The following is a 22,489-nucleotide window of genomic DNA, read 5'->3' as shown; positions in this document are numbered from 1 at the left end:
GGGCGTTGCTAAAGCCGATGAAACTACCGAAAAAGCAAGCCGTAAAGACAACCTAGCGAAACAACCTTGATGCTGAAATGTCACGTCTGAACCCACATTTTAATGCTGTAAGTGAATGACGCCTAACTTTTCAATAACGGGCGCAGGCGCGTGGGGCATAATGGCGAAGCCGCCCTGCGTGTATGCGTCCCAGCGAACGTAGTGAGCGAGTTTATTGAGTTGTTAGGTGACATCTCAAACATCCTTGAGCAAAACTACCAAGAAAAACGAAGAAAGCGCAGAGAAAGCCATAGCTAAAAAGTATTTTCTTGCCAAATTATGAGCGCACACAAAACTCGAATCACTTTGACGACCTTTCATATACGAGCGACTTATCAACGCAAAAGTCAGCTTGGGAGTTGCAAGTAAAATCAACTTTGTCGGCTCTACCGTTATACCAAAAACCTTTAAATTGTCTTGCGACTTTAACTCTTTGCAAACTAGGTCGAGTGCATTGACGTATTTATACAAAAAATACAAATAAGAGAAAGCGCCACATAAAAAAAGAATTGTTCTTAAATTCTCCACTTGTCACCTAACACCCCACTAAGGGGCGATAATACATGGGCTAAAATTAGGAACGAAGTGACGCAGCCCATGTGTTAGCGTCCCAGCGAGCAGCGCGAGTACCTTTAGTGGTTTGTTATACGCAATTTTCTATTTATACAGTGATTCACCATACTTATTGACTTTAAAGTCACCGACCGTAAAGCAGCAACCCACAATTACTATGAGCCACCCAATAATAGGTAGTAACTGAAAGATACCTAACCAACCGAAACTATTAAAATCATGGTATCGTTTTGTTGTTAGGGCAAACAGCGGCCATAATAAGAGTATCGCAATTATTCCTGCCAGTTGTTCATCTAGATAGTAAAAAGGTAGCGTTATTAAAGTTAAGGGTAGCCACCATTTAGTAAACTGAATTCTTCCTATCCTTCCTTTGAAACTAAATAGCAAAGGTAAAACGTCCATTTTCTTTGTTTTATGATTTACTGAAGATTCCATTCATTCCTCTCTGCTTGCAATTGCGTATAACTTTTAAATAAGGGGCGCAGGCGTGTGGGCTAAAATTCGAACGAAGTGAGCAGCCCACATGTTTGCGTCCCAGCCCGCGCAGCGGGCGTGCTTGATTTTTTTGTTATGTGTCATGCTGTCCAGAAAACCTTGCTCTTATCAATGCTATTAAACCTTTAGCCATACTCCAAAAGCATATAGCGATAATAGCTACTCCAAGTAAAAAGGCATACCCATCAGAGCGTCGTCCTTCAAACCATTGCTCGAAGTTCTCGAAAAGCGAACCCATCCAGTAGCAAAGAGCAAATCCCAACAACATACCGAGAGTGTCTAGGATGAACTTATTGAGAGTGTACGGTTTTAGGTTTTCTTTAACATCCATATAGCCTCAACTTACACTGCCACATAACACTAAGCTTTGGGGCGCTAACATGGGGCTATAATCGCGAAGCGGCCCCGTGTTAGCGTCCCAGCGACCGGAGGGAGTGCCAACAGCGTTTTGTTAGGCGTACAACTTAGAGTACGCAGCTTTGCTGCCACCACTAGCCAATTAGGCCGCGCGTTTAAATTATTGAATTTAAGATAAAACAACCCTGTGTGAAAAGCCAGATGTTAACGACATTGGCGGATAAAAGAGCGAGTTTAAACAACTGGAGATGCAGAATGCTGGCGTTGCTGAGTTGACGAAAAGGGCGTTGCTAAAGCCGTTGAAACTACCGAAAAGTAAGCCGTAAAGACAACCTAGCGAAACAACCTTAATGCTGGAATGTCACTGTTGAATCCACTTTTTAGTGCTGTAAGTAAATGACGCCTAACAATTTAATGTACGGAAAAAATCCTTTATGCAAGGTGGAATATTTCCGTCTATCACTCAAATAATTATTCCACTTTCGCACGTAACTGCCTTTGCTTCAATATCCTACGCTTTTTTATAAAAAGCTCAGGGGCGAAAAACGGAAAATGTCCTTTTTATTTTTCGTTTGAGTCAAATTTGCATTAACTGTGTTTATATACAATTAATCTTTTGCCTGAGTACGCCTAAATTTGTTATTCAAGTTTCAGGCCTAACGCTTTATATTCTCGCTAACACCGCGCAAACGCTCTTGAAACCTGCGTGATACGGAGAAGGGCATTACATCAGATTCGTGGGTTTTATTTAAAATGTGCTCACACGCGTGGCTTACTTCAAACTCAAAACCGCTGCCTTTGCGTTCATCCGAAAAGTGCGCTTCTACCTCTAATCCTTTATAGAGTATGCACTCTGTTGCCTTCCAAAAGTCTGGTATCTTTATGGTTCCTTCAGTGCCAATAAGAAGCGCATCATTTCCTAAGTTGCTTTTAAAACTGCTGTGTAGCACCGACACAACTTCGTTATATCGATACATCCAAAGTACGTCGTTGTCAGCGCCATTTGGTGCTATATCGCTGTTAAGTACCACAGAGGGTGCATCATCTGTATTGAAAAGCGCATCTAAAGCAATAGGGTATATCCCCATATCTAGCAAGCATCCACCTCCTAACTCACGGGCGTACTCTCTACTTGTAGCAGAGTAGGGCATGGTAAATCCAAAGCTAGCTTTAACGTGAAGCAGTTTGCCTATTCGGCCTGCGTTAACCCACGCTAGCGCCTCATTAATAGCTGGTAAGAAGTAGGTCCACATGGCCTCCATGAAAAACCGATCTTCTGTTTTCGCAACGCTTATAATACGCTCCAACTCTTCCGGAGACGTCGTAGCAGGCTTTTCACATAACACATGTTTGCCCGCCTTAAGTGCGGCTATCGCATTGTCTGCATGAAGGGTATGAGGAGTGGCAATGTATATGGCATCGATAGTCGGGTCGTTAAGTAAATCTTCGTAACTGCCGTACGCATGAGGTATACCGTGCGCTGCTGCAAATTCTTGCGCGCTATCGAGGTGCCGAGAGCCTACTGCCACTAAATTGGCGCTTTCACAGTACGCAATGTCTTTTGCAAATGTATGGGCAATCCTCGCTGTTGATAATATTCCCCAGTTAACCGTTGTTTTTGACATTCGTTAAATCCTTTATTGCCTGTATAAGCGTTGAAATTCCACTAGCGATAGAATTCGCTTTGCGTTGGTACCATAACAACACGCTTGCTCGGTATTGCCAATACAATACTAACGCAACGTGCTGTGTGACGATGTTTTATTAAGAAGCTTTGTGATGAAATTTTGCTAAGAGGCTTTCTAACTTTACTTTGTCTCTGCGGCTTTTAGGCGGCAAATATCTTCCGCTAATCAGTTCCTTTTTCTCCGCTTTTTCTGTTCTCTTCGATGTCGCTTGGAGAATAGTCATTGGCATGGCCGCCCTTTATCCCACTCGCTGCATGTCATTTGTACCAGCTCATATCAACTGAAAGCGTAAAAACCTTGGTGTAAAACTTGCTAAACAAGGTTAATAGTAGGGTATTTCGTACTGATTTAGTCCATCCTTGCCGCTTTTTTGACGGGCAGGTTGATATCACTAAAACCAGGCGTTATTCGAAACCGCGCTTTATTTGGAAACGTATTATGTTTAAACCGCTTAACATCAAGGCATGCAAAAGCGCTGCGCTAGTTGTTGCAATGGGTGCTGCACTAGCCACAGCCGTAACGGGGTGCTCATCGTCAAGTAACGACAATGCACAGAGAATTCAGTCAGACCCCTCCATTTCTGCACTAGGTAATGTGGAATATTACACATACATGCTGGCCAACGAGCTGTTTTCAGATGTGCGCACACCCCGTCAATCTCGCTACGCGGTTGTTGGTTTCGTTCCGGTCGATACGATGAAATATAACGCTGAACACCAGCACCCTCTAATGTTGCTTGGCCATCAGCTCGAACAGGGAATGATGACAGAGGCCACAAAAAGAGGCTTTTCTACTCAAGAATTTAAGTTATCGAACGATATAATTGTTAGTGAAGAAAGCGATAGGATCCTCACGCGGGATATCGAAAAGCTCTCGGGTATTGAGCGGGTCGATTTTTACATCACCGGCACTATGGTGTATCAAGAGTCTGGTGCCATGGTAAATGCCCGCGTTATCGATGCTCGAAATAAAGATGTTGTTGCTGCTGCTACACGCTTCTTTCCTGCGGAAATTTTTTGGCAAAAAGAGCAAGTCACAACCCGCAATGGAAAGCTGTACAGAATTGAAGGTGTAAGGTAAGCCCATGAAAAAATTTAATAGCTCGGTAGCCTATATTCTATCCGCATCGTTTTTAAGCCTTAGCGGCTGTTCTACGATGATGGGCGATGAAGAAGTGGCAGAACAGGTACCTGTGCGTCCAGCAATGAATGTTATTGATATCACGGCTGAAGATCGCGCGCCTGCAATGCCTCGCAAAGCTGATGACGAGACACAAGAGCAGGGGATGGATGCCTACGGCGCTATTGGTCAGCCGCCACTGTATTCAAGTGTACAGGGCGCGTATAAAGGCCGTCCGTTAACCAAGCACATCGGCGATTATGTAAAGAATATGACGCAAGATCTCATTGCTAATATGGAATACGTAAACAACAAAACAGCCATCGGCGTTACGCACTTTGCGCTATTAGACACAGACCTTCAGCAAACGGATTTACTAGGCCGCCAAATGGCTGAGTCGTTTGTGCATGAGCTGCATAAGTTTCGCGTGCCGGTTATCGATTTTAAAGCTACTGAGTATATTCGCATTACCGAGGGTGGCGACTTTGTATTAAGCCGCGATTATCTCGAGCTCAGCAGTAGCCTGCCTATTGAGTACGTGTTAACGGGTACCATGACTAAGCATCAAGGCGGTGTTTTAGTTAATGCTCGCATCTTAGGAATGGAGTCTCGCGCGGTAGTGGCGAGCGCACAAATGCTTGTGCCATTTTATGTGGTCGATGCCCTTATTCCCAGCGATGGTAGTGAGAGTAATTCCATGCGTGATGGTGTGAAGTTAAGCCGAGGCTAATGATGAAGCTAACTGCGTTTTTTTCTATTGCAGCTGTATCGAGCGTTTTAGCACTAACGGGGTGCTCAAGCACAGAATCAATCGGTTCGTTTTGGTTAGGCGAAGACGGTGAAATTACCCATGATGCAGAGCCTGTTTTAGTGCCAAGTCGCTCTGGTCTGGTTTACACCCCAGACTCTAGAGACAGAGAGTATCAGCAACATGTTGCGGTGACCCCAGGGTATAAAGACCCTATTCATTCTGGTTTCTTTCCCGCTAAAACCCACAAAGCATTAAACGATTACGCGTCGCAGTTGGCGATGGAGCTAATGGGCAACGCCACAAGGCTTACTCAGCAGCACACTGTGGGTATTGCGAGTTTTGTACGTTTAAATGCGGGCCTAAGCGACAGTACAGTGCTGGGCAACCAATTATCTGAATACTTGATCACTGAACTGCAAGATTTTGGCCTAGCCATCGTCGATTTTAAATTGACTGATGGCATAACGGTGACGCCGCAGGGCGACTTTGTAATGTCGCGAAGCGGTAAGCGTTTGGCCAAAAGCGTTGAGATGGACCATGTAGTAACGGGCACCATCATCGAAGACGATAGAGGCGTTAGAGTGAATGCCAGAATTGTTTCACTGCAAAATAAGCAAATTGTTGCCAGCGCGAATGTGTATATTCCAGCGTTTATAGTAATGGATCTCAATAAAATGGCGCGTGTTGAGGCGCCATCATCCATCACCGAGTAAATTTAAAACTCGCCTCGCACGGCCTCACGCACCATAAAGCGTGAGGTGTTAACCGCATTAAGCAAATCGTTGTTCAGAGGCAGTGGCTCTCTTAATAATGTGCTCGCCAATACTTCGGCTAAAAGTGGGGCAGTAGTGAGGCCTCTTGAGCCTAAACAACTTAATGTAGACACATTGCTTAGCGGCAACGTACTCACCTTTTGAAACGGTTTTCCCACGCCTAAATCGGCATATTCTTGCTTTAGCGTTTTAAAATTATACAGTGCGCCAACCACCGGTTGATGATCTGGCGAGCCAAGTCGCGTCGCCGCTCTCGCCGTACCATCATGCTTCAATTGGCTCACCATGTCCGTATTCGCAAGGGCCTGTTCATGAGTAGCTATGTTTTGCTCGCTTTCCTCTTCGCGAGGCTCAACGGCCAAGTCGTTTTTCACATACGTAGAGCCCAGTGCATGGCGTCCTTCCATGGCCGGAGTCATATACCCTTTGTGGCAAAGCACCGTTTTTAATGCGTCAATAGGTTGTTGTGATGCAATGGCTTCAACCTGTCCTCGCACAGGCCGTAAAGGAAGACTATCAAATGCATCTGTGCCCACGGCGCCTGCGCCTAATGCAAGCACCACATGATCTGCCTTTATAGTCTCGCCATGCGTAAATTCAACGTCTCCATCGCTACTATGAGACACATAACAATGGTTGGGTTTTAGCGTTAGCTTTCCTGTTGTCTTGGCTAAATCGATAATATCGCTAACAAGTTGCGGGGGCGACAACCATCCGCCTTTGGGAATAAACAAACCTTCATAAGGTAAATCAACCCCAGCGATACGGCGTACTTCTTCACTGTCTACGTGCCTAATAAGCTCTGACGGCCATACGTCGTCGTTCACCAATTTCTCTTGTCGTACACCCACTTTGTCATTAAATCGAAGCTGGATAACACCACAAAAATCGTATTTATTCTCTTCTTTTGTGAGCTTTTTATTGCTTGTTTTAGTGATGGTTTTGGTGCTGGTTTGCAATTGAATGTTTTTGTTAACGCTGTCGTAATAATCTCTCGCAAACAAGAAGCAGTGAGCCTGCAAACGACTAGCGATACTCGCTTCACTATGAAGCTGAGGATAAAAGCCACCCTGAGGATTACCCGAAGCGCCTTGCGCTAGGTTATCGCCGTCAAAGCAAAGCGTTACGCGAATATCGCGCTTGGTTAGCGCCAAACACATTGTTGCGGCAGCAAGTCCAGACCCCACCACAACCACATGGTGTTCTTCTGTAAGGGGCGCGTTGTTATATCGATAGTAAGGCCCCTCTGGCAGTCGCAATTTTTGAGAATGCTTCTTTTGTGTAGCTTTAGGTAAAGACTGGGGTGAAGATTGTAACTCAGACTCAGGTGAGGACCGTACTGGCGTTTCTATATTATTGTCCTCATTTTCACTTGCCGATGTAAGTTGAAAATAACCGGTAAGCATATCTCGTTTGCGACCAAATCCTGCGCGTTTGTTTATCACAAATCCAACATTGGCCAACCCACGCTTTACAATACCCGCCGCCGTGAAGGTACCAAATGTGGTGTCATTTTTTGACAGCCGAGCCATTTGTGAAAACAATGCATCGGTCCACATGTCAGGATTTTTACTTGGCGCAAACCCATCTAAAAACCATGCATCTACAAGCCCTTCTTCAGGTGAATGCCATTGCCCAAGCAACTGATGCACATCGCCTATCCACAAGTCTAGGGTGGTATCAAATGCAGTAAAATGCAGCCGATGGCACCCATCAAGCCCTATCGGATATAGCGCTATTAATGCCTCTGTTTCGGCCTGTAGCGACGTAAACGTTGATAACGCACGCTGAATATCGGCCTTTGGTAGCGGGTATTTTTCGGTAGTGATAAAAAATAAGCGCTTGAGAGGGTGGTGAGGGTTTGCCTGCCTAAACTGCTCAAATTCATGCATGGCTACCAAGAAGTTTAAACCAGTACCAAAACCGGTTTCAGCAATAGTAAAGTGTGGCTTATCCCATAACGTCCAGCGCTGATGAAGGTCATTACCTTTTATAAAAACATGCTGGGTTTCATTAATACCACTGTCGTTAGAAAAATAAACGTCATCAAAATGATCGGCAATGGGTATGCCGTTTTCATTAAAATGTACTTGCGCATGTTTAGACTTCACTTCCTATCTAACCTCTTTTTAAGCTATGTATTTGTTGTGTTTCCGCGTGTCATAATGGCGTCACTTGCCAAGGCTATATTCTACAAGGCCTCAAAAAACTTTACCGTAAAAGTTTTTAATTTATCTAAAGCGCGTTAGCCATTGCTGAACAAATTGTGATGTGCAGCTTGTATAAAAGCATTAATGAAAGCTTTTTCATTTTCTTACAGCGTTGAGGCAGTGCGATATTCTAAGCCAAAGTTTCATGCTACCTTAAGGACAAGCTGTTTACACAGCGACAGCGTTACCGATAGAAGTAACGCATTAACAATCAAGGTGCGGGGATTGGATTTAACCGTTACAGGTGTTCATAAAAAGGGTTTTGTGTTGAAGTGCAAAGCAGACCACTTTATCTCGTAAAATCGTTAACATATGCCGCATCAACGCAAAGGGTAAACTATGAGAAGAGCAGTTATCACCGGTCTCGGTATTGTATCGAGCATCGGCGTAAATAAAGAGGACGTACTTGCATCATTAAAAGCAGGTAAGTCTGGGATCACATTTTCAGAGCAGTTCGCCGAGATGGGCCTGCGCAGTCAGGTGTGGGGTAATCTTGACATTGACTTAAAAGAGCACATCGACCGCAAAGCCATGCGCTTTATGGGTGATGCGGCTGCATACGCGTATGTTGCCATGCAGCAGGCTATTGCAGATTCTGGCCTTGAAGAAAGTGATATTTCAAATGATCGCACAGGTATTATTGCCGGCTCCGGCGGTGCGTCTTCTGAAAACCAAGTGCTATCTGCCGATATTCTTCGCGAAAAAGGGGTTAAGCGAGTAGGGCCATATATGGTTCCACGATGCATGGCGTCTACAGTGTCTGCATGTTTAGCCACACCGTTTAAAATTCGCGGTGTTAACTATTCAATCGCCTCAGCCTGTGCCACAAGTGCACACTGTATTGGAAACGCACTAGAGCTTATTCAGCTTGGTAAACAAGATGTGGTGTTTGCCGGTGGCGGTGAAGAGCTTCATTGGTCGCTATCAAGTCAGTTCGACGCTATGGGCGCACTAAGCTCAAAGTACAACGACAACCCATCGGTAGCCTCTCGTACCTATGATGCAGCACGAGATGGCTTCGTTAGCTCTGGCGGCGGCGGTATGGTTGTAGTTGAAGAGCTTGAGCACGCTCTCGCTCGTGGCGCGACAATTTACGGCGAAGTAACCGGTTACGGCGCTACCTCAGACGGCTTCGACATGGTCGCTCCTTCTGGTGAAGGCGCTATTCGCTGCATGAAAATGGCGATGCAAAATGTAGACGGTCCAATTGACTACCTAAACACTCACGGCACATCAACGCCTGTTGGTGATGTAAAAGAGTTAGCGGCTATTCAGGAAGTGTTTGGCTCATCGGGCGTGCCCATCAGTGCAACGAAATCGCTTACCGGCCATGCGCTAGGCGCTGCTGGCGTCAACGAAGCTATTTACAGCTTGCTTATGATGCAAAACAATTTCATCGCGCCGTCAATTAATATCGACACGCTAGATGACGCAGCCAAAGGCCTGGATATTGTCACTGAAGCAAGAGACGCCCAGCTAAACACAGTGATGTCTAACAGCTTCGGCTTTGGCGGCACAAATGCTACCTTAGTTATGCAGCGCTACAACCGCTAATGCCGTCACTTCTGTTAGTGCTTTTATTAAAAGTACTGTCGTAGTTCAGACACCTTAACAAAAAATCCCCCAACGAGCTTAATCGGTCTTGGGGGATTTTTTTATTGCACAATTTTTTTATACCATAAATAACCGCTTTATTTTGCGACTACCTAAACCTGTAGTCGTGAAAAAGTTTGTCGGGGTTGGGGATAGTTATCTTACCGTAATGTAGTAAAACGAGGCCTTCTTGTTGAAGCTCACCTAAAAGCCGATTCACGGTTTGCCGACAGCTGTTTATCATTTGCGCCAATGACTCTTGTGATAGTGTTAACGTAATGGCGCTGTTTTCAGGGACGTGTTGCCCGTAACTGGTGGTTAACATTAACAGTCGCTTTACCAATTGATGTTTTAAACTAAGCCCAGTGCTTGAATCGATAAACTGAAAGGCACTTCTTACCCTAGCGCAAAGCAGCGTGGCGAAATAAGGGTACAGTTCTGGAAATTTTTTCAGCAGTTCGTTAAACGCATTTTTAGGGATAACGGCAATAGTACTGTCGGTTTCGCAAAAATTATCGTGGGTGCGGGGAAGGTTGTCGAACATAGAAATTTCCCCAAACCAGGTTCCTGGGCCCAAAAGCGCAAGCAGCATCTCACTACCATCTACGCCAATCGTGGTCACACGTAGTCGACCTTCGCATATTCCGTAAAAACCAACGCCGTCCTCGCCTTTAGCGTGTAGCTGTTGACCGGCTTTAAAGTGCTTAAGTCGCACTTTGCCTAGTAGCTCATTTTGCAAATATTCAGGTAGTGAAGAAAACCAAGAAGAGCTTATTAGTACAGGTATAAAATGTTCCATTTAACAAAATTATTACAATGTCGTTGTAACGACAGTCTATACCTGTTTTCAGGGGTAAGGTAGCAAAAAATTACAACACGATTTGAGGTGAGTTATGAGTGATTCTGTAAAGTCTCAGGTGAGCGAAGAAGAGTGGCAGACCCGTGTAGATTTAGCCGCATGTTATCGGGCTGTGGCCATGTACGGCTGGGATGACCTTATTTTTACTCACATATCTGCTCGGGTGCCCGGGCCAAAACATCATTTTCTTATTAACCCATATGGAATGATGTTCGATGAGGTAACGGCATCTAGCTTGGTAAAAGTAGACCTTCACGGCAATAAAGTGATGGACAGTGAGTACGACATTAATCCTGCAGGGTTTACCATTCACAGTGCAGTGCACGAAGCCCGCGATGATGCAAAGTGCGTGATGCACCTTCACACTACAGAGGGCGTTGCAGTATCAGTACTCGAAGACGGGCTTCAGGCCTATTCGCAGCAATCGCTATTTCCGCTGGCGTCGCTGTCTTATCATTCCTATGAAGGCGTTGCCTTAAACCCCGATGAAAAAGCACGCTTGGTGAGAGATTTGGGCGATACCCAATTTATGATTTTGCGTAATCATGGTTTGCTTACCTGTGCAGGTACCATCGCAGACGCATTTTTATTTATGTTTATTATGCAGCGAGCATGCGAAATTCAGTTAAAAGCCCAGGCTACAGGCCAAAAGCTTATTCCTATCCACTCTGCAATACTGCAGGGGATTAAAGCCCAAGCAGCCCAAGTCACTAAGCAGGCTGGTGGTTCGTTGGCATGGCCTGGTATAAAGCGCAGGGTAGAAAGGCGTTTCCTAGGCTTTGATGCCTAAATAAAGAGGCACAAAAAACAACGCTTTTCTGATTTAAGCAAGCTTGAAGAAAAATGTTCGTTTAAAAAAAACGCCTGGCGCACGCAGTGCTAAGCGTGCGCACAAGTTTACCCGTCTAATTGGGTTACTATCGCCTTATTTTGGGGTAAACTTGTGGTCATGAAAATACTTCTTGAAGACACTATCCCATTTGGCGCGAGTTACCTCGACAACGTAGGTGAGGTAACCACTTACGCATGGCAAAATTTAGTGGCAAGCGACCTTGCTGATATCGATATTTTAGCCCTTCGCTCTACCACAAAGGTAACGCCTGAGCTGATTAAAGGTGCAAACAAACTTCAGTTTGTCACTACCGCCACCGCTGGAACCAATCACATTGATAAGGCCTGTTTAAACGCTAACAATATAGCGCACAGTTCAGCCGCCGGATGTAACGCCGTTGCGGTGGCCGAGTATGTGTTAAGCGTTCTGCTGCACGCCCAAAAAAGTAAAAAGCTGGATTTATACTCGGCAACGGTAGGTATTGTGGGCGCGGGTAACGTGGGTACTGCGCTGTCTGTATTGCTTGACGCTGTAGGTGTTAGCTATGTGCTGTGCGATCCGCCGCTTCAAGAAGCAGGAGATAAAAGAGCGTTTGTAGAAATGGATGATATTGCACGTTGTGATGTGATTACACTGCACGTACCGTTTGTTCAAGGTGGGCCTCATCCAACGGGTAAATTAATTGATAGTGCATTGCTAAACCAACTTAATGATCATCAGTTACTCATCAATGCCTGTCGCGGCGAAGTCATAGACGAACTCGCTTTGCACGCTCGTTTAACGTCACCAAACGCGCCTACCGTGGTACTCGATGTTTTTGATAACGAGCCGGCGATCGATACCCGTCTTTTCGACCACTGCTGGTTTATCACGCCTCATATAGCGGGTCATTCGGTTGAGGGAAAAGTGCGCGGCACACAAATGATATATGAGCAAATTTGCCACCGCACCGGCCAAAAAGCGACCAAAGCGTTGTCTGATTTTTTAGAATCAATTCCGCCCGTCAAAGTATCTTTGCAACATCCGACACAAACGCGATTATCCGTAGTTGATTTAATAGATGTGTTCCACCGAATTTACGATGTCGCCGTCGACGATATAACAATGAGGCAGTCAGTTAAACAAATAGAAAACGCTGACACCCATGCCCCTAGTGAAAGTGTGGCTTCGCAGTTTGCAGCATTGCGCAAGCACTATCGGGTACGAAGAGAGTGCAGTGCACACACATTAGTGGTGCCACATAATACCAGTGAAGAAATTGCGAAAACCCTTAAGAACCTAGGTTTTTCGGTACAGCGTGAGCAAGCGCAGTAGTTTATAATCCAAATTTAGTGCCAATCACTTGCTGATTGCTGTGCCTAACTGGCAGTAATGCGAGTGAAGATGGCGTTATATCAATATATTTTAAATACCCCAATAGCTAAGCGCGTAGTGCGTTTACTAACACTTAGGAGAAGAAAACATTATGTCGCAAGCGTTTGACGTTGCAGTTCTTGGCGCAACAGGTTTAGTTGGGCAAACGATGATTGAGTTATTGGAAGAGCGCGGCTTTCCCATTAACCGTTTATACCCTTTAGCCAGTAAACGCTCTGCAGGCAGCACGGTTTCATTTAAAGGCGAAGATATTGAAGTTGAAGATGCTGATGAGTTCGATTGGTCACGTGTTCAATTTGGATTTTTCTCTGCAGGTGGCAGTATCTCTGCTAAATTTGCGCCGCTAGCGGCGGAAGAGGGCTGTATTGTTATCGACAATACTTCAGAGTTTCGATACGACCCCGATATCCCATTAGTGGTTCCAGAGGTAAATGCACACGCACTCGCTGATTTTCGCAATCGTAATATCATTGCTAACCCTAACTGTTCCACTATTCAAATGATGGTGGCGTTAAAGCCTATCCAAGACGCAGTGGGCATATCACGCATTAACGTATGTACGTATCAATCGGTATCTGGCGCAGGTAAAGACGCTATGGAAGAGCTAGCAAAGCAAACTGCTGGTCTGCTGAATGCCCGTGAAGTAAAACCCGATGCCTTTAGTCGTCAAATAGCGTTTAACGCAATTCCTCAAATTGATGCATTTCAAGATAACGATTACACCAAAGAAGAAATGAAAATGGTGTGGGAAACTCAGAAAATAATGGGCGACAATAGCATTTTGGTGAACGCTACAGCAGTGCGCGTGCCTGTGTTTTATGGTCACGCTGAAGCTATTCACTTAGAGACGCATTCCCCCATTGATGCAGAGCAAGTTAAGCAGTTGCTTGCGGATGCACCAGGCGTAACCCTGTATGAAAGTGCAGAGCAGTTTCCAACTCAGGTAAGCAGTGCCAGCGGGAATGATATGGTGCATGTGGGCCGCGTAAGAAATGATATTACGCATCCTTGCGGTCTAAACCTTTGGGTAGTGTCGGATAACATTCGAAAAGGTGCTGCAACTAACAGTATTCAAATAGCAGAAACGCTCATTCGCGACTATATGTAACAGCACAGTGCTATTACAGTAGGAGCACAGGAGCATCACAGTACTGGGTGGCCGCGTAAGCGCTAAATATGGGTAAGCCCTAGATAGGTCGTTGTATCGGTAAGTAAATAATAAACATTTTTCACTACTTGCCGATATGACACTATGATAAGTACGTGTTACTCGTGATACAGATTGTTTCAAACCAGCATGTGACAAGCGATTGGTTTCGAACAATTAGGTTAGAAAAGGGCACTCAGCACGCATTTAGTGAAAATGGCGCTAAAACGGCACCGCTCACTAGATTGCCCTGGTTAACTGGTTTATAGTCTAAAGATTGGGCTTTTAAACTTGCGAAAATTGGTATTCAGTCAGACACTTAGCAAAGCCATTCAACTTTTTTGTATTAGGCGGATGGTCAAGGCAATGTGTACATCGCCATTCACTATGAATGACGACACGAAATTGAAAATAAAAATAAAAGCCAGCACGTTTATTTGGAATAAGCTGGCGCAAAAATCCATCAACCTAAAAGGGTGGTAAAGACGCTTGAGGGCATATAGGACTGCTATGAAATTGCATTTGACGGGCTTACTTTTACTTACATTGTGTTTGTTTGCCCCTATATCTTCAGTAAATGCGCAAGAATCAGCGACCTTATTGAAAGGACCAAAAGACGCTAGCGATCAATTCTCTGGTCTTGAGTACGGCCCCATCGACTCTAGCGATACGCTTTGGCGCATAGCCGAGCGCTACAGACAGAATAATAATCTTAGCGTGTATCAGGTTATGACAGCTATTTACCAGCTGAACCCCGATGCATTTGAAAACGGTAACCTCAACCTGCTAGTTAATGGCGCAACGCTCAAACTTCCTTCAGAGCGATACATTGCCCGCATCAGCAAAGAGCAAGCGCAATTGCGTGCCGAGCAAGATGAGCGTGAATTTGCTGAAGCTCTCAATAAGCCAGGCAGCAGTGTCAAAAATATCAAGCCGTCTTCACCGCTTGTTAATCAAAACGACCTTTCACAAACGCAAACCGACATCGAGAAAAAAATTACTCGCTTAGATGCAGAGCAAACTCGACAGTTTGACGAATTGCGTATGCAGTTCGCAGCGTCACTCGATAATGTTCAAGAAATATTGAACGAAAACAGAAAGCTATATGAGCGCGTTGAAGCGGTAAATGGTGAGCTTGAATCGCTGAGAGGGCAAGTAGAGGGCGACGTAAAAGAACAGCTTGATATGCAGGTGGCACTGCAGCAAGAACTGCTTGATATGATAAGAGCAGAGCAGGCAGAAAGAGCCGCAGAAAAACAAGACTCTATTTTAAACAAATTAATGAGCCCAGTTAGCTTGATAATAGGCACTGCAGTGCTGTCTTTGCTATTGGTTGGAGGCCTTATTACATGGTTGCTCAAGCGCAACAGCAAGCCTGAAGAGGCGCCAGCAGCGCCATCTGGTGCATTGAGCGACGATGATGATGTACCGGTTCCAGACAGCGATTTAGGCGACCTATCAAGCGCGCTAGCGCCTGATTTAGATGATAATAACGAACTCACTGACGACGATTTGTTTAACGACGACGACTTGCTCGATGACGTTTTAACATCAGACCTCGAAGAAAGCTTAGACGACGAGCTTGAAAACTTTGCCGACCTAGAAGACGATTTGTTGGTACCAGATGATGATGCAGACGACTTATTCGAAGCGGGTGATGATGAGCTGGACCAGAGCGAGTTAGACAGTTTATTCGACGATGATGACTTGTCTGACAAAGTGCTCAATGAAAACGAAGCAGGTGATTTAGACGGCATCGATTTATCTGAAGACGACGATCTGTTTGATGAAAGCAGCGACAGTGAGGACGACTCTGAAGATAAAGATAGCTCTGATGATAAAGGCAATGCTGAAATTGAAGAAGACACATCCGCTTCAGACGATGATTTTGATATTGACGATTTGTTAAATGATGTACAAAGCCAAGCCTCATCAGAAGAGGACTCATCAGAAGAAGTAGACCCTGACGATATATTAGACCAGTTCGGCGAAGACGACTCATCCGCGAACGAAGATGTGGATGTAGATGACATAGATGCGCTGCTTGAAAACAGTGGGGGTGATGCATCGCAAGACGATATTGACGATTTATTAGATAGTGCCACAGAAACGGCGTCACTACCTACTGTTGACGATGAAGACGAAAAGCCCGAAATCAGCATTGACGATCTGCTAGAAGAAAACGCGCCGGATACCGCACTGACTGATGAGTTAGATAGCAAAGATGATCTTATTGATGAAGAAATGCTCGAGAAACTCGACGACGAGATACATCAACAAGACAAAGAAATAAACAAGATTACCGACGATTTACTCAATGAAATTGAGCAAATTGAAATGATGGGCGGGCTTGATGACGATGAAGACGTTGACGAAGATGAATTAGAAGAAGAGATCACTTCGGCAGCACCTTCGCCTCAATCAATACAAAACTTCGATTCCATCACTGACGGCCTCGATGAAATGTTAGATGATGAAATTGAAAGCGACGATATAGAAAACGCTGACGATTTCTCAGATCCCTTGTCAGATGAGCTAATTGCCGAGCTGCAAAGCGAAATGCCTGATGAGGATGAGTCTACAGACGATGCTCCCGCAAATGAAGAACCAGCGGACGAGCAACCTGAAGACGCCGCCCAGCAAGAAGACGACTTTAATGACTCCCTTTCCGACGACTTATTAGCTGAACTAGAGGCAGAACTTGAGCCAGAAGCAGAAGATGCAGAAGACATTGTAGAAAGCGATGAAAGTGATGAGGACGTTGATGGCGAACAAGACCCTGCCAACCCAGACGATGAAGACGCAGCATTTGAACAAGAAGTCAGCGATCCTTTAACTGATGAATTGCTTGCAGAATTGGAATCAGAAACCACTGACTTCGATGATGCGGAAGAGCCTCCAGCGGAAGAAGAGCCGTCAGCAGAAGAGGAACCTTCAGCAGAAGAGGAACCTTCAGCAGAAGAGGAGCCTTCAGCAGAAGAGGAGCCTTCAGCAGAAGAGGAGCCTTCAGCAGAAGAGGAGCCTTCAGCAGAAGAGGAACCTTCAGCAGAAGAGGAGCCTTCAGCAGAAGAGGAGCCTTCAGCAGAAGAGGAACCTTCAGCTGAAGAGGAGCCTTCAGCAGAAGAGGAGCCTTCAGCAGAAGAGGAGCCATCTGCCGAGGATACCGCAGAACCTGACGCAGCCGAGGAAGTAAGTGAGGAACTAACTTCGGAAGCAAATGAAGAGCCTTCAGCGGAAGAAGAGCCTTCAGCGGAAGAAGAGCCTTCAGCGGAAGAAGAGCCTTCAGCGGAAGAAGAGCCTTCGGCGGGCGAGGAGCCTTCAGCAGAGGAGAAACCCTCAGCGGAGGAAGCTCCATCCACCGAAGAGGTTGAAGAACCTGACTCGCCCGAAGAAATCAGTGAAGAATTACCTCCGGAAGATGATGAAGAGCCTTCAGCGGAAGAAAAGCTTTCAGCAGAAGAGGAACCCTCAGCTAAGCAAGAGCCTTCAGCAGACCCATTAGATGATGCGTTAAACGACTTTGAAAAAGACATGATGGATGATATTCCATCATTTGGAGACGCAGAGCCTGATTCAACCGAGCGTGAATCTGTTGAACGTGAGGCATCCGAATCCGAGTCTTCAGAAGAGCAAGACGAAAATGACTATGACGATAGTATTCTCGATGATGCATTCGACGACGTAGACGCTTTTTCTCTAGAGCAAGAAATTGACGGCGAAGAACCAAACAAAAATAGAGAGTCTGAACTTCAGCAAGAACCTGAACAACAAGAGCAAGTAAGCGACTCGGCTGATTCAGAAAAAAGTGATGACGATATTAACGAGCTGGGCGATGTACCTGGTCTTGATGATTGGCTGTCTGGTGAAAGTGATGACGATATTGAAGATGAAGAGATTTTCGATGAGTTAGATAGTGCCGAGTTTGACGAGTTACTTGAAAGCTTAGAGGCAGATACACCAGCAGATTCAAACACTCTGCAAGACAGTGAACAATCTGGTGATGCAACACAAGAATCACAGAGCCAGCCAGATTCAGAGGCAGAGCCGGCAGAAGATGACGATACCTTTGAGCTAGATGATGACGCTTCAGATCACGAGGATGATGCATTTGAGCTAGACGATGCATTTGAACTAGACGATGATGACAGCGAGCTGGATGATCTATCATTGCCTGATATTGACGTCGATGATGTGGACGGAAATGTGAGCTCGGAAGAGGCGCAAGAAGCTTCTTCGCAAGACGCTTTTTCGAAAGAGGAGCTAGAGCAGGAAAGTAAAGAAGAGTTAAAGTTAGATAATCCAGACCTTGATTTAGAAGCCTTACTTAACGATGTGCCGTCCGTTGAGATGGGTGGCGATAGCAACGGCGCTGAAGATTTTTTAGATGTAGAAGCGCTAATGGATGACGGCGATGATACAACGTTTAACGATCCAGATAGTCAGCCTCTTGATTTAGACGTGAGTTTGTCCGACTTTACAGGCGTTAACGATACAGACTCCGTTATCGATATTGATAAAGACGCGGGCCAAAATGCGAACCTAGATTTAGCGCGTGCGTATCTCGAAATGGAAGATGTTGATGCTGCAAAGGAGCTTCTCGAAGAAGTTATGCGTGAGGGAAGTGAAGAGCAAAAACAAGAAGCTGATACTATCTTGAAGTCCATCGACTAACCCGACTATTTGCATGTTAAGTTTGCATGTTAATTGCCATCTTATCTGCCAAATATTGCATGTTAAGTGCCATATGACTACACTTGGCGGCTTTTAGTTAAGAGGTAGCAGAATCATGGGGCGAATTGCCTTAGGGATTGAATACGACGGTGCTTCTGTTTTTGGTTGGCAACGCCAACGAGAAGTGCCCAGTGTTCAAGAGTATCTTGAAAAAGCGTTATCAAAAGTGGCTAATCAGCCAATTCAAGTTCAATGCGCAGGTAGAACCGATGCTGGTGTTCACGCCACAGGGCAAGTGGTTCATTTCGACTGCGATACTCATCGCGCTGAACGTGCCTGGACTCTTGGTGTTAACGCCAACTTGCCAGACTCCATCGCCGTAACCTGGGCACAAGATGTCGATGATAATTATCATGCGCGCTTCTCTGCTACTCATCGCCGCTACAGATACATTATTCACAATAGTAAAATGCGACCAGCGATACTAAATCACGGTGTCACTCATGTTCACAAGCCCTTAGATGCTGCGAAAATGCACGAGGCTGCTCAAGCGTTACTCGGCGAGCAAGATTTCACTTCTTTTAGAGCTTCTCTTTGCCAAAGCAAAACCCCTTTTCGAAACGTGACGAATGTGGACGTTTATCGGCAAGGGCGCTACGTTGTTATTGATATTAAAGCCAATGCATTTCTACATCACATGGTGCGCAACATTACGGGCTCGCTGGTTGAAATTGGCGCGGGAGAGCAACCCGTAAAGTGGATTAAGGAATTATTGGCCCTAAAAGACAGAAGTAAAGCAGCTTCTACGGCAAAGCCAAATGGTCTCTATCTTGTTGATGTGACTTATCCCGATGAATACGGGCTTCCTAAAGGACCGCTTGGTCCATTATTCTTGCCACAAAGCTAGCGTTAAAGCCTAGTGCTTAAACACAGCTATCACACAATCAGAACTGGTCCGAGCTAACTTCTTAGACCAGTTTTGTTTTTTCCATTTCGTTGTATTGTGGTCTAATAGCGCGCTATATTAGATAGCTGCTTTTTCAGATTACGCATTTTTTCTTGTAACGCTGTCAAAGACATAAATTAATGTATTGCTGGTACTCAAGATTAAAAACAAATACCGGCAATCAAAACAAAGGATTCAATTTCCATGAGCTGGATTCAAAAAATACTTCCACGCACGCAAACTTCAACAAAGGGCAATGTACCTGAAGGAATTTGGACAAAGTGTGGCTCTTGTCAGGCAGTATTGTACAAAACTGAATTAGAAAAATTACTAGAAGTCTGTCCTAAGTGCGACCACCACATGCGCATAACCGCCCGCCGTCGTATTGATGCGTTTTTAGACGAGGGCGATCGCGTAGAGCTTGGTGCCCAGCACGAGCCTCAAGACTTATTAAAATTTAAAGACTCTAAGCGTTATAAAGATCGTATTGCCGCGGCGCAAAAGTCGACCAATGAAAAAGACGCGCTAGTGGTTATGCAGGGAAAAGTGAAAGGCATGCCTGTTGTGGTGGCATGTTTTGAATTTGCCTTTATGGGCGGCTCAATGGCCTCAGTAGTTGGTGCACGATTTGTTGCTGCAGTGAATGCATGCCTTGAACACAATACGCCGCTTATTTGTTTTTCTGCCAGTGGCGGCGCGCGTATGCAAGAAGCCCTCATGTCGTTAATGCAAATGGCGAAAACCTCTGCTGCACTGGCCAAAATGAGCAAGAAAGGTCTGCCTTATATATCAGTACTTACTGATCCAACAATGGGCGGTGTGTCTGCAAGTTTAGCCATGCTAGGTGACATTAACGTTGCTGAGCCTAAAGCCTTAATTGGTTTTGCGGGTCCTCGCGTTATTGAACAAACCGTTCGTGAAAAACTTCCTGAAGGGTTTCAGCGCAGTGAATTTCTCGTAGAAAAAGGCGCAATCGATATGATTGTTGACCGCAGAGATATGCGTGATAAATTACACGGCTTGTTGACCAAGTTGCATTACAAAAATTAGTGAATAACGAAAACAATAAAAACATTGGCTCAGAGCAAACACCATCTGTTGATAAAAAAAGCCTGGGCCAATGGCTATCCTACCTAGAATCAATTCATCCTAGCGCCATTGATATGGGGTTAGAAAGAGTGAAAGACGTGGCAAACGCCATGTCGCTTAACCTCAGTGAATCACTTGTCATTACTGTTGCCGGTACCAATGGCAAGGGCACAACATGCCGCCTTCTTGAACAGTCGTTGCTGTCGCAGGGAAAAACGGTAGCAGTGTACAGTTCTCCACACCTTATTGATTATTGCGAGCGCGTTCGTATTAATGGTGAACTTGCCCAACAGCAAGCCTTTGTCGATGCGTTTGAATTTATAGAAAGTGCTCGGGGCGACATAACGCTCACCTATTTCGAATTTAGCACCCTTGCGGCAATGAAAATGATGCAAGACTGGCAGGTGGATATCACCATATTGGAAGTAGGCTTAGGTGGACGGCTAGACGCCACAAATATTATCGACCCCGATTTAGCTGTGATTACCACCATTGACCTCGATCACCAAGACTGGCTTGGTAATACGCGTGAAAAAATAGCCCGAGAGAAAGCCGGCATAATGCGGTTAAACGGCAATGCTGTTATTGGGGATTTGTTCCCACCGTCATCACTTTATGACGTTGTTGACGAGCTTCAGGTGAACGCTCGCTGGGCGACAAAAGATTTCACCGCTGCTGTAGAAGCTGATCATAGTGAATGGCATTGGAAGGGGCAAGAGCATACCTTCACAGCGCTTCCTTACCCGAATATTCCGCTTCAAAATGCCAGCACAGCATTAGCGGCCCTAGAAATGCTTGATTTATTACCCGAAGAAGCCGCGCTGAATACCATTATACGCAGCACAACCATGCCGGGGCGTCAGCAGCAAATAAGTGAGCTACCTCTTGTAGTGGTAGATGTGGCGCATAATCCTCAAGCCACTGCGTCAATGCAAGAGTGGCTATCTCGGTATAAGGTCGATAAGTACCGCGTTGTGGTAGGCATGCTGAAAGACAAATCAATCGCTGAAACGCTAGCACCCTTATCGTCACTTAATGCTTCTTGGTATGTAGCAAGTACCCAAGGTTTTAGGGGCTGTGAAGCGCAGGTTCTTGAAAATGCCCTTGTGAATGCCGGCACAACCATAGAGAATATAGCCACATACGACAATGTTACCCTAGCTTATGAAAGTGCACTTGCAGATTATCAGGCAAATGAGCTTATATTAGTGTTTGGATCATTTGTTACCGTGGCAGATGTGCTTGTAAAGCAAAGCCAATAAATCGCGAATTCGCCCTTTCAATTTTTAAGGGAACGGGCGCAGTCATTCAAGCAGGAGACAGCAGTGACATCGGCATTAAAGAATAGATTGGTAGGAACCATTATCATAGTGGCCCTTGCCGTTATTTTCTTACCTGACTTTCTCGATGGCAAAAAACAGACGAACCGAGAGCCTTTCGTTTCAGTTCCTGCAAATCCACCGATAAAGCCAATAGTAGAGCCTGAGCCATTTCCTTCTGAGCGCGTTGCACGAGCCGCCGTGCCAGAAGTTGAAGTTGAAGAAGCCGAAGCGCTTGACGATGTATACGAGTCTCAAGAGAAGACCGAGTTACAGGCCAGCGAATTGCAAGCAAGCGATGACACGCAAACGACTTCAACTTCTCCTGAGCCCAAAGATGAGCTTGCCAGCCAAACCGTAATAGAAGCTAGCAATGACCTTGCTGAAGAGGATGCAGGGTGGGTTATTCAGCTGGGAAGCTTCAGACACGAAAAAAATGTAAAAAGCTTACTGGCGAAGCTTGAGCGCGCTGGTTATCGAGCGTTTAGTCGTAAAATCCAAACCAGCTCAGGGTTACTGAACAAAGTTTTTGTCGGGCCAGATTTAGACAAACAAAAGCTCGAGTCGGCACTGCCGCATTTAAAGGAACTCACTAAGCTTAAAGGCAAGGTCACAACCTTCAAAGTAGAGTAACCTGAAAAATTAAAGCCGCGT

16 protein-coding genes are annotated in these 22,489 nt (G+C 45.4%); 12 read left to right on the top strand and 4 right to left on the bottom strand.

Annotated features, from left to right (window positions below; all coding sequences use genetic code 11):
- Nucleotides 1–696: 696 nt before the first annotated feature.
- Nucleotides 697–1,047 (bottom strand): DUF805 domain-containing protein, encoded by a 351-nt coding sequence (locus GTQ48_RS11375; protein WP_163106809.1) that lies wholly within the window; start codon nucleotides 1,045–1,047, stop codon nucleotides 697–699.
- A gap of 1,073 nt (nucleotides 1,048–2,120) precedes the next feature.
- Nucleotides 2,121–3,089 (bottom strand): Gfo/Idh/MocA family protein, encoded by a 969-nt coding sequence (locus GTQ48_RS11370; RefSeq protein ID WP_163106808.1) that lies wholly within the window; start codon nucleotides 3,087–3,089, stop codon nucleotides 2,121–2,123.
- A 555-nt stretch (nucleotides 3,090–3,644) separates the two neighbouring features.
- On the opposite strand from GTQ48_RS11370, the gene GTQ48_RS11365 reads away from it, so the two are divergent.
- From GTQ48_RS11365 to GTQ48_RS11355, 3 genes are read left to right on the top strand one after another with little or no spacing between them, the layout of a single operon-like run.
- Nucleotides 3,645–4,232 (top strand): FlgO family outer membrane protein, encoded by a 588-nt coding sequence (locus GTQ48_RS11365; RefSeq protein ID WP_338023316.1) that lies wholly within the window; start codon nucleotides 3,645–3,647, stop codon nucleotides 4,230–4,232.
- Between the two features lie 4 nt (nucleotides 4,233–4,236).
- On the top strand, nucleotides 4,237–5,001 hold the full coding sequence (locus GTQ48_RS11360; RefSeq protein WP_163106806.1) for a FlgO family outer membrane protein: 765 nt from the start codon (nucleotides 4,237–4,239) through the stop codon (nucleotides 4,999–5,001).
- Complete coding sequence (locus GTQ48_RS11355) at nucleotides 5,001–5,735, top strand: FlgO family outer membrane protein (RefSeq protein WP_163106805.1); 735 nt, start codon at nucleotides 5,001–5,003, stop codon at nucleotides 5,733–5,735. Before GTQ48_RS11360 ends, GTQ48_RS11355 begins: the two co-directional genes overlap by 1 nt.
- 2 nt (nucleotides 5,736–5,737) lie before the next feature.
- Here the strand turns inward: GTQ48_RS11355 and mnmC1 are convergent, their stop codons facing one another.
- Entirely contained in the window at nucleotides 5,738–7,906 is a 2,169-nt protein-coding gene (gene mnmC1 / locus GTQ48_RS17705; RefSeq protein WP_163106804.1) for an FAD-dependent 5-carboxymethylaminomethyl-2-thiouridine(34) oxidoreductase MnmC1, read from the bottom strand.
- A gap of 438 nt (nucleotides 7,907–8,344) precedes the next feature.
- Between mnmC1 and fabB the strand changes: the two genes are divergently transcribed.
- Nucleotides 8,345–9,559 (top strand): beta-ketoacyl-ACP synthase I, encoded by a 1,215-nt coding sequence (gene fabB / locus GTQ48_RS11345; RefSeq protein WP_032096740.1) that lies wholly within the window; start codon nucleotides 8,345–8,347, stop codon nucleotides 9,557–9,559.
- A 148-nt stretch (nucleotides 9,560–9,707) separates the two neighbouring features.
- On the opposite strand, the gene GTQ48_RS11340 is transcribed toward fabB, so the two are convergent.
- On the bottom strand, nucleotides 9,708–10,397 hold the full coding sequence (locus GTQ48_RS11340) for a Crp/Fnr family transcriptional regulator (RefSeq protein ID WP_163106803.1): 690 nt from the start codon (nucleotides 10,395–10,397) through the stop codon (nucleotides 9,708–9,710).
- A 94-nt stretch (nucleotides 10,398–10,491) separates the two neighbouring features.
- Between GTQ48_RS11340 and GTQ48_RS11335 the strand changes: the two genes are divergently transcribed.
- The 8 genes from GTQ48_RS11335 to GTQ48_RS11300 all read left to right on the top strand — a co-directional run bounded on the left by GTQ48_RS11335 (nucleotide 10,492) and on the right by GTQ48_RS11300 (nucleotide 22,468).
- Entirely contained in the window at nucleotides 10,492–11,247 is a 756-nt protein-coding gene (locus tag GTQ48_RS11335) for a class II aldolase/adducin family protein (RefSeq protein WP_163106802.1), read from the top strand.
- 159 nt (nucleotides 11,248–11,406) lie between these two features.
- Complete coding sequence (locus GTQ48_RS11330; RefSeq protein ID WP_163106801.1) at nucleotides 11,407–12,603, top strand: 4-phosphoerythronate dehydrogenase; 1,197 nt, start codon at nucleotides 11,407–11,409, stop codon at nucleotides 12,601–12,603.
- A 151-nt stretch (nucleotides 12,604–12,754) separates the two neighbouring features.
- Nucleotides 12,755–13,771 carry an aspartate-semialdehyde dehydrogenase gene (locus GTQ48_RS11325; protein WP_032096736.1) on the top strand — a complete coding sequence of 339 codons (1,017 nt, stop codon included), beginning with the start codon at nucleotides 12,755–12,757 and terminating at the stop codon, nucleotides 13,769–13,771.
- Between the two features lie 549 nt (nucleotides 13,772–14,320).
- Entirely contained in the window at nucleotides 14,321–18,481 is a 4,161-nt protein-coding gene (locus tag GTQ48_RS11320; protein WP_163106800.1) for a FimV/HubP family polar landmark protein, read from the top strand.
- 115 nt (nucleotides 18,482–18,596) lie between these two features.
- Nucleotides 18,597–19,388: a tRNA pseudouridine(38-40) synthase TruA gene (truA, locus tag GTQ48_RS11315; RefSeq protein WP_163106799.1), complete on the top strand. Its 792-nt coding sequence runs from the start codon at nucleotides 18,597–18,599 to the stop codon at nucleotides 19,386–19,388.
- 243 nt (nucleotides 19,389–19,631) lie between these two features.
- Nucleotides 19,632–20,477 carry an acetyl-CoA carboxylase, carboxyltransferase subunit beta gene (gene accD / locus GTQ48_RS11310; RefSeq protein ID WP_163106798.1) on the top strand — a complete coding sequence of 282 codons (846 nt, stop codon included), beginning with the start codon at nucleotides 19,632–19,634 and terminating at the stop codon, nucleotides 20,475–20,477.
- Nucleotides 20,477–21,778 carry a bifunctional tetrahydrofolate synthase/dihydrofolate synthase gene (gene folC / locus GTQ48_RS11305; RefSeq protein ID WP_163106797.1) on the top strand — a complete coding sequence of 434 codons (1,302 nt, stop codon included), beginning with the start codon at nucleotides 20,477–20,479 and terminating at the stop codon, nucleotides 21,776–21,778. The genes accD and folC overlap by 1 nt, the downstream gene beginning before the upstream one ends.
- Nucleotides 21,779–21,841: 63 nt before the next feature.
- The gene (locus tag GTQ48_RS11300) at nucleotides 21,842–22,468 is read left to right on the top strand and encodes an SPOR domain-containing protein (RefSeq protein ID WP_163106796.1); all 627 of its coding nucleotides are present in this window, start codon (nucleotides 21,842–21,844) and stop codon (nucleotides 22,466–22,468) included.
- Nucleotides 22,469–22,489 lie beyond the last annotated feature (21 nt).

It is taken from the genome of Alteromonas genovensis (genome assembly GCF_010500895.1).
Lineage (GTDB): Bacteria > Pseudomonadota > Gammaproteobacteria > Enterobacterales > Alteromonadaceae > Alteromonas > Alteromonas genovensis.
This window is presented reverse-complemented; position numbering and strand designations above follow the sequence as displayed.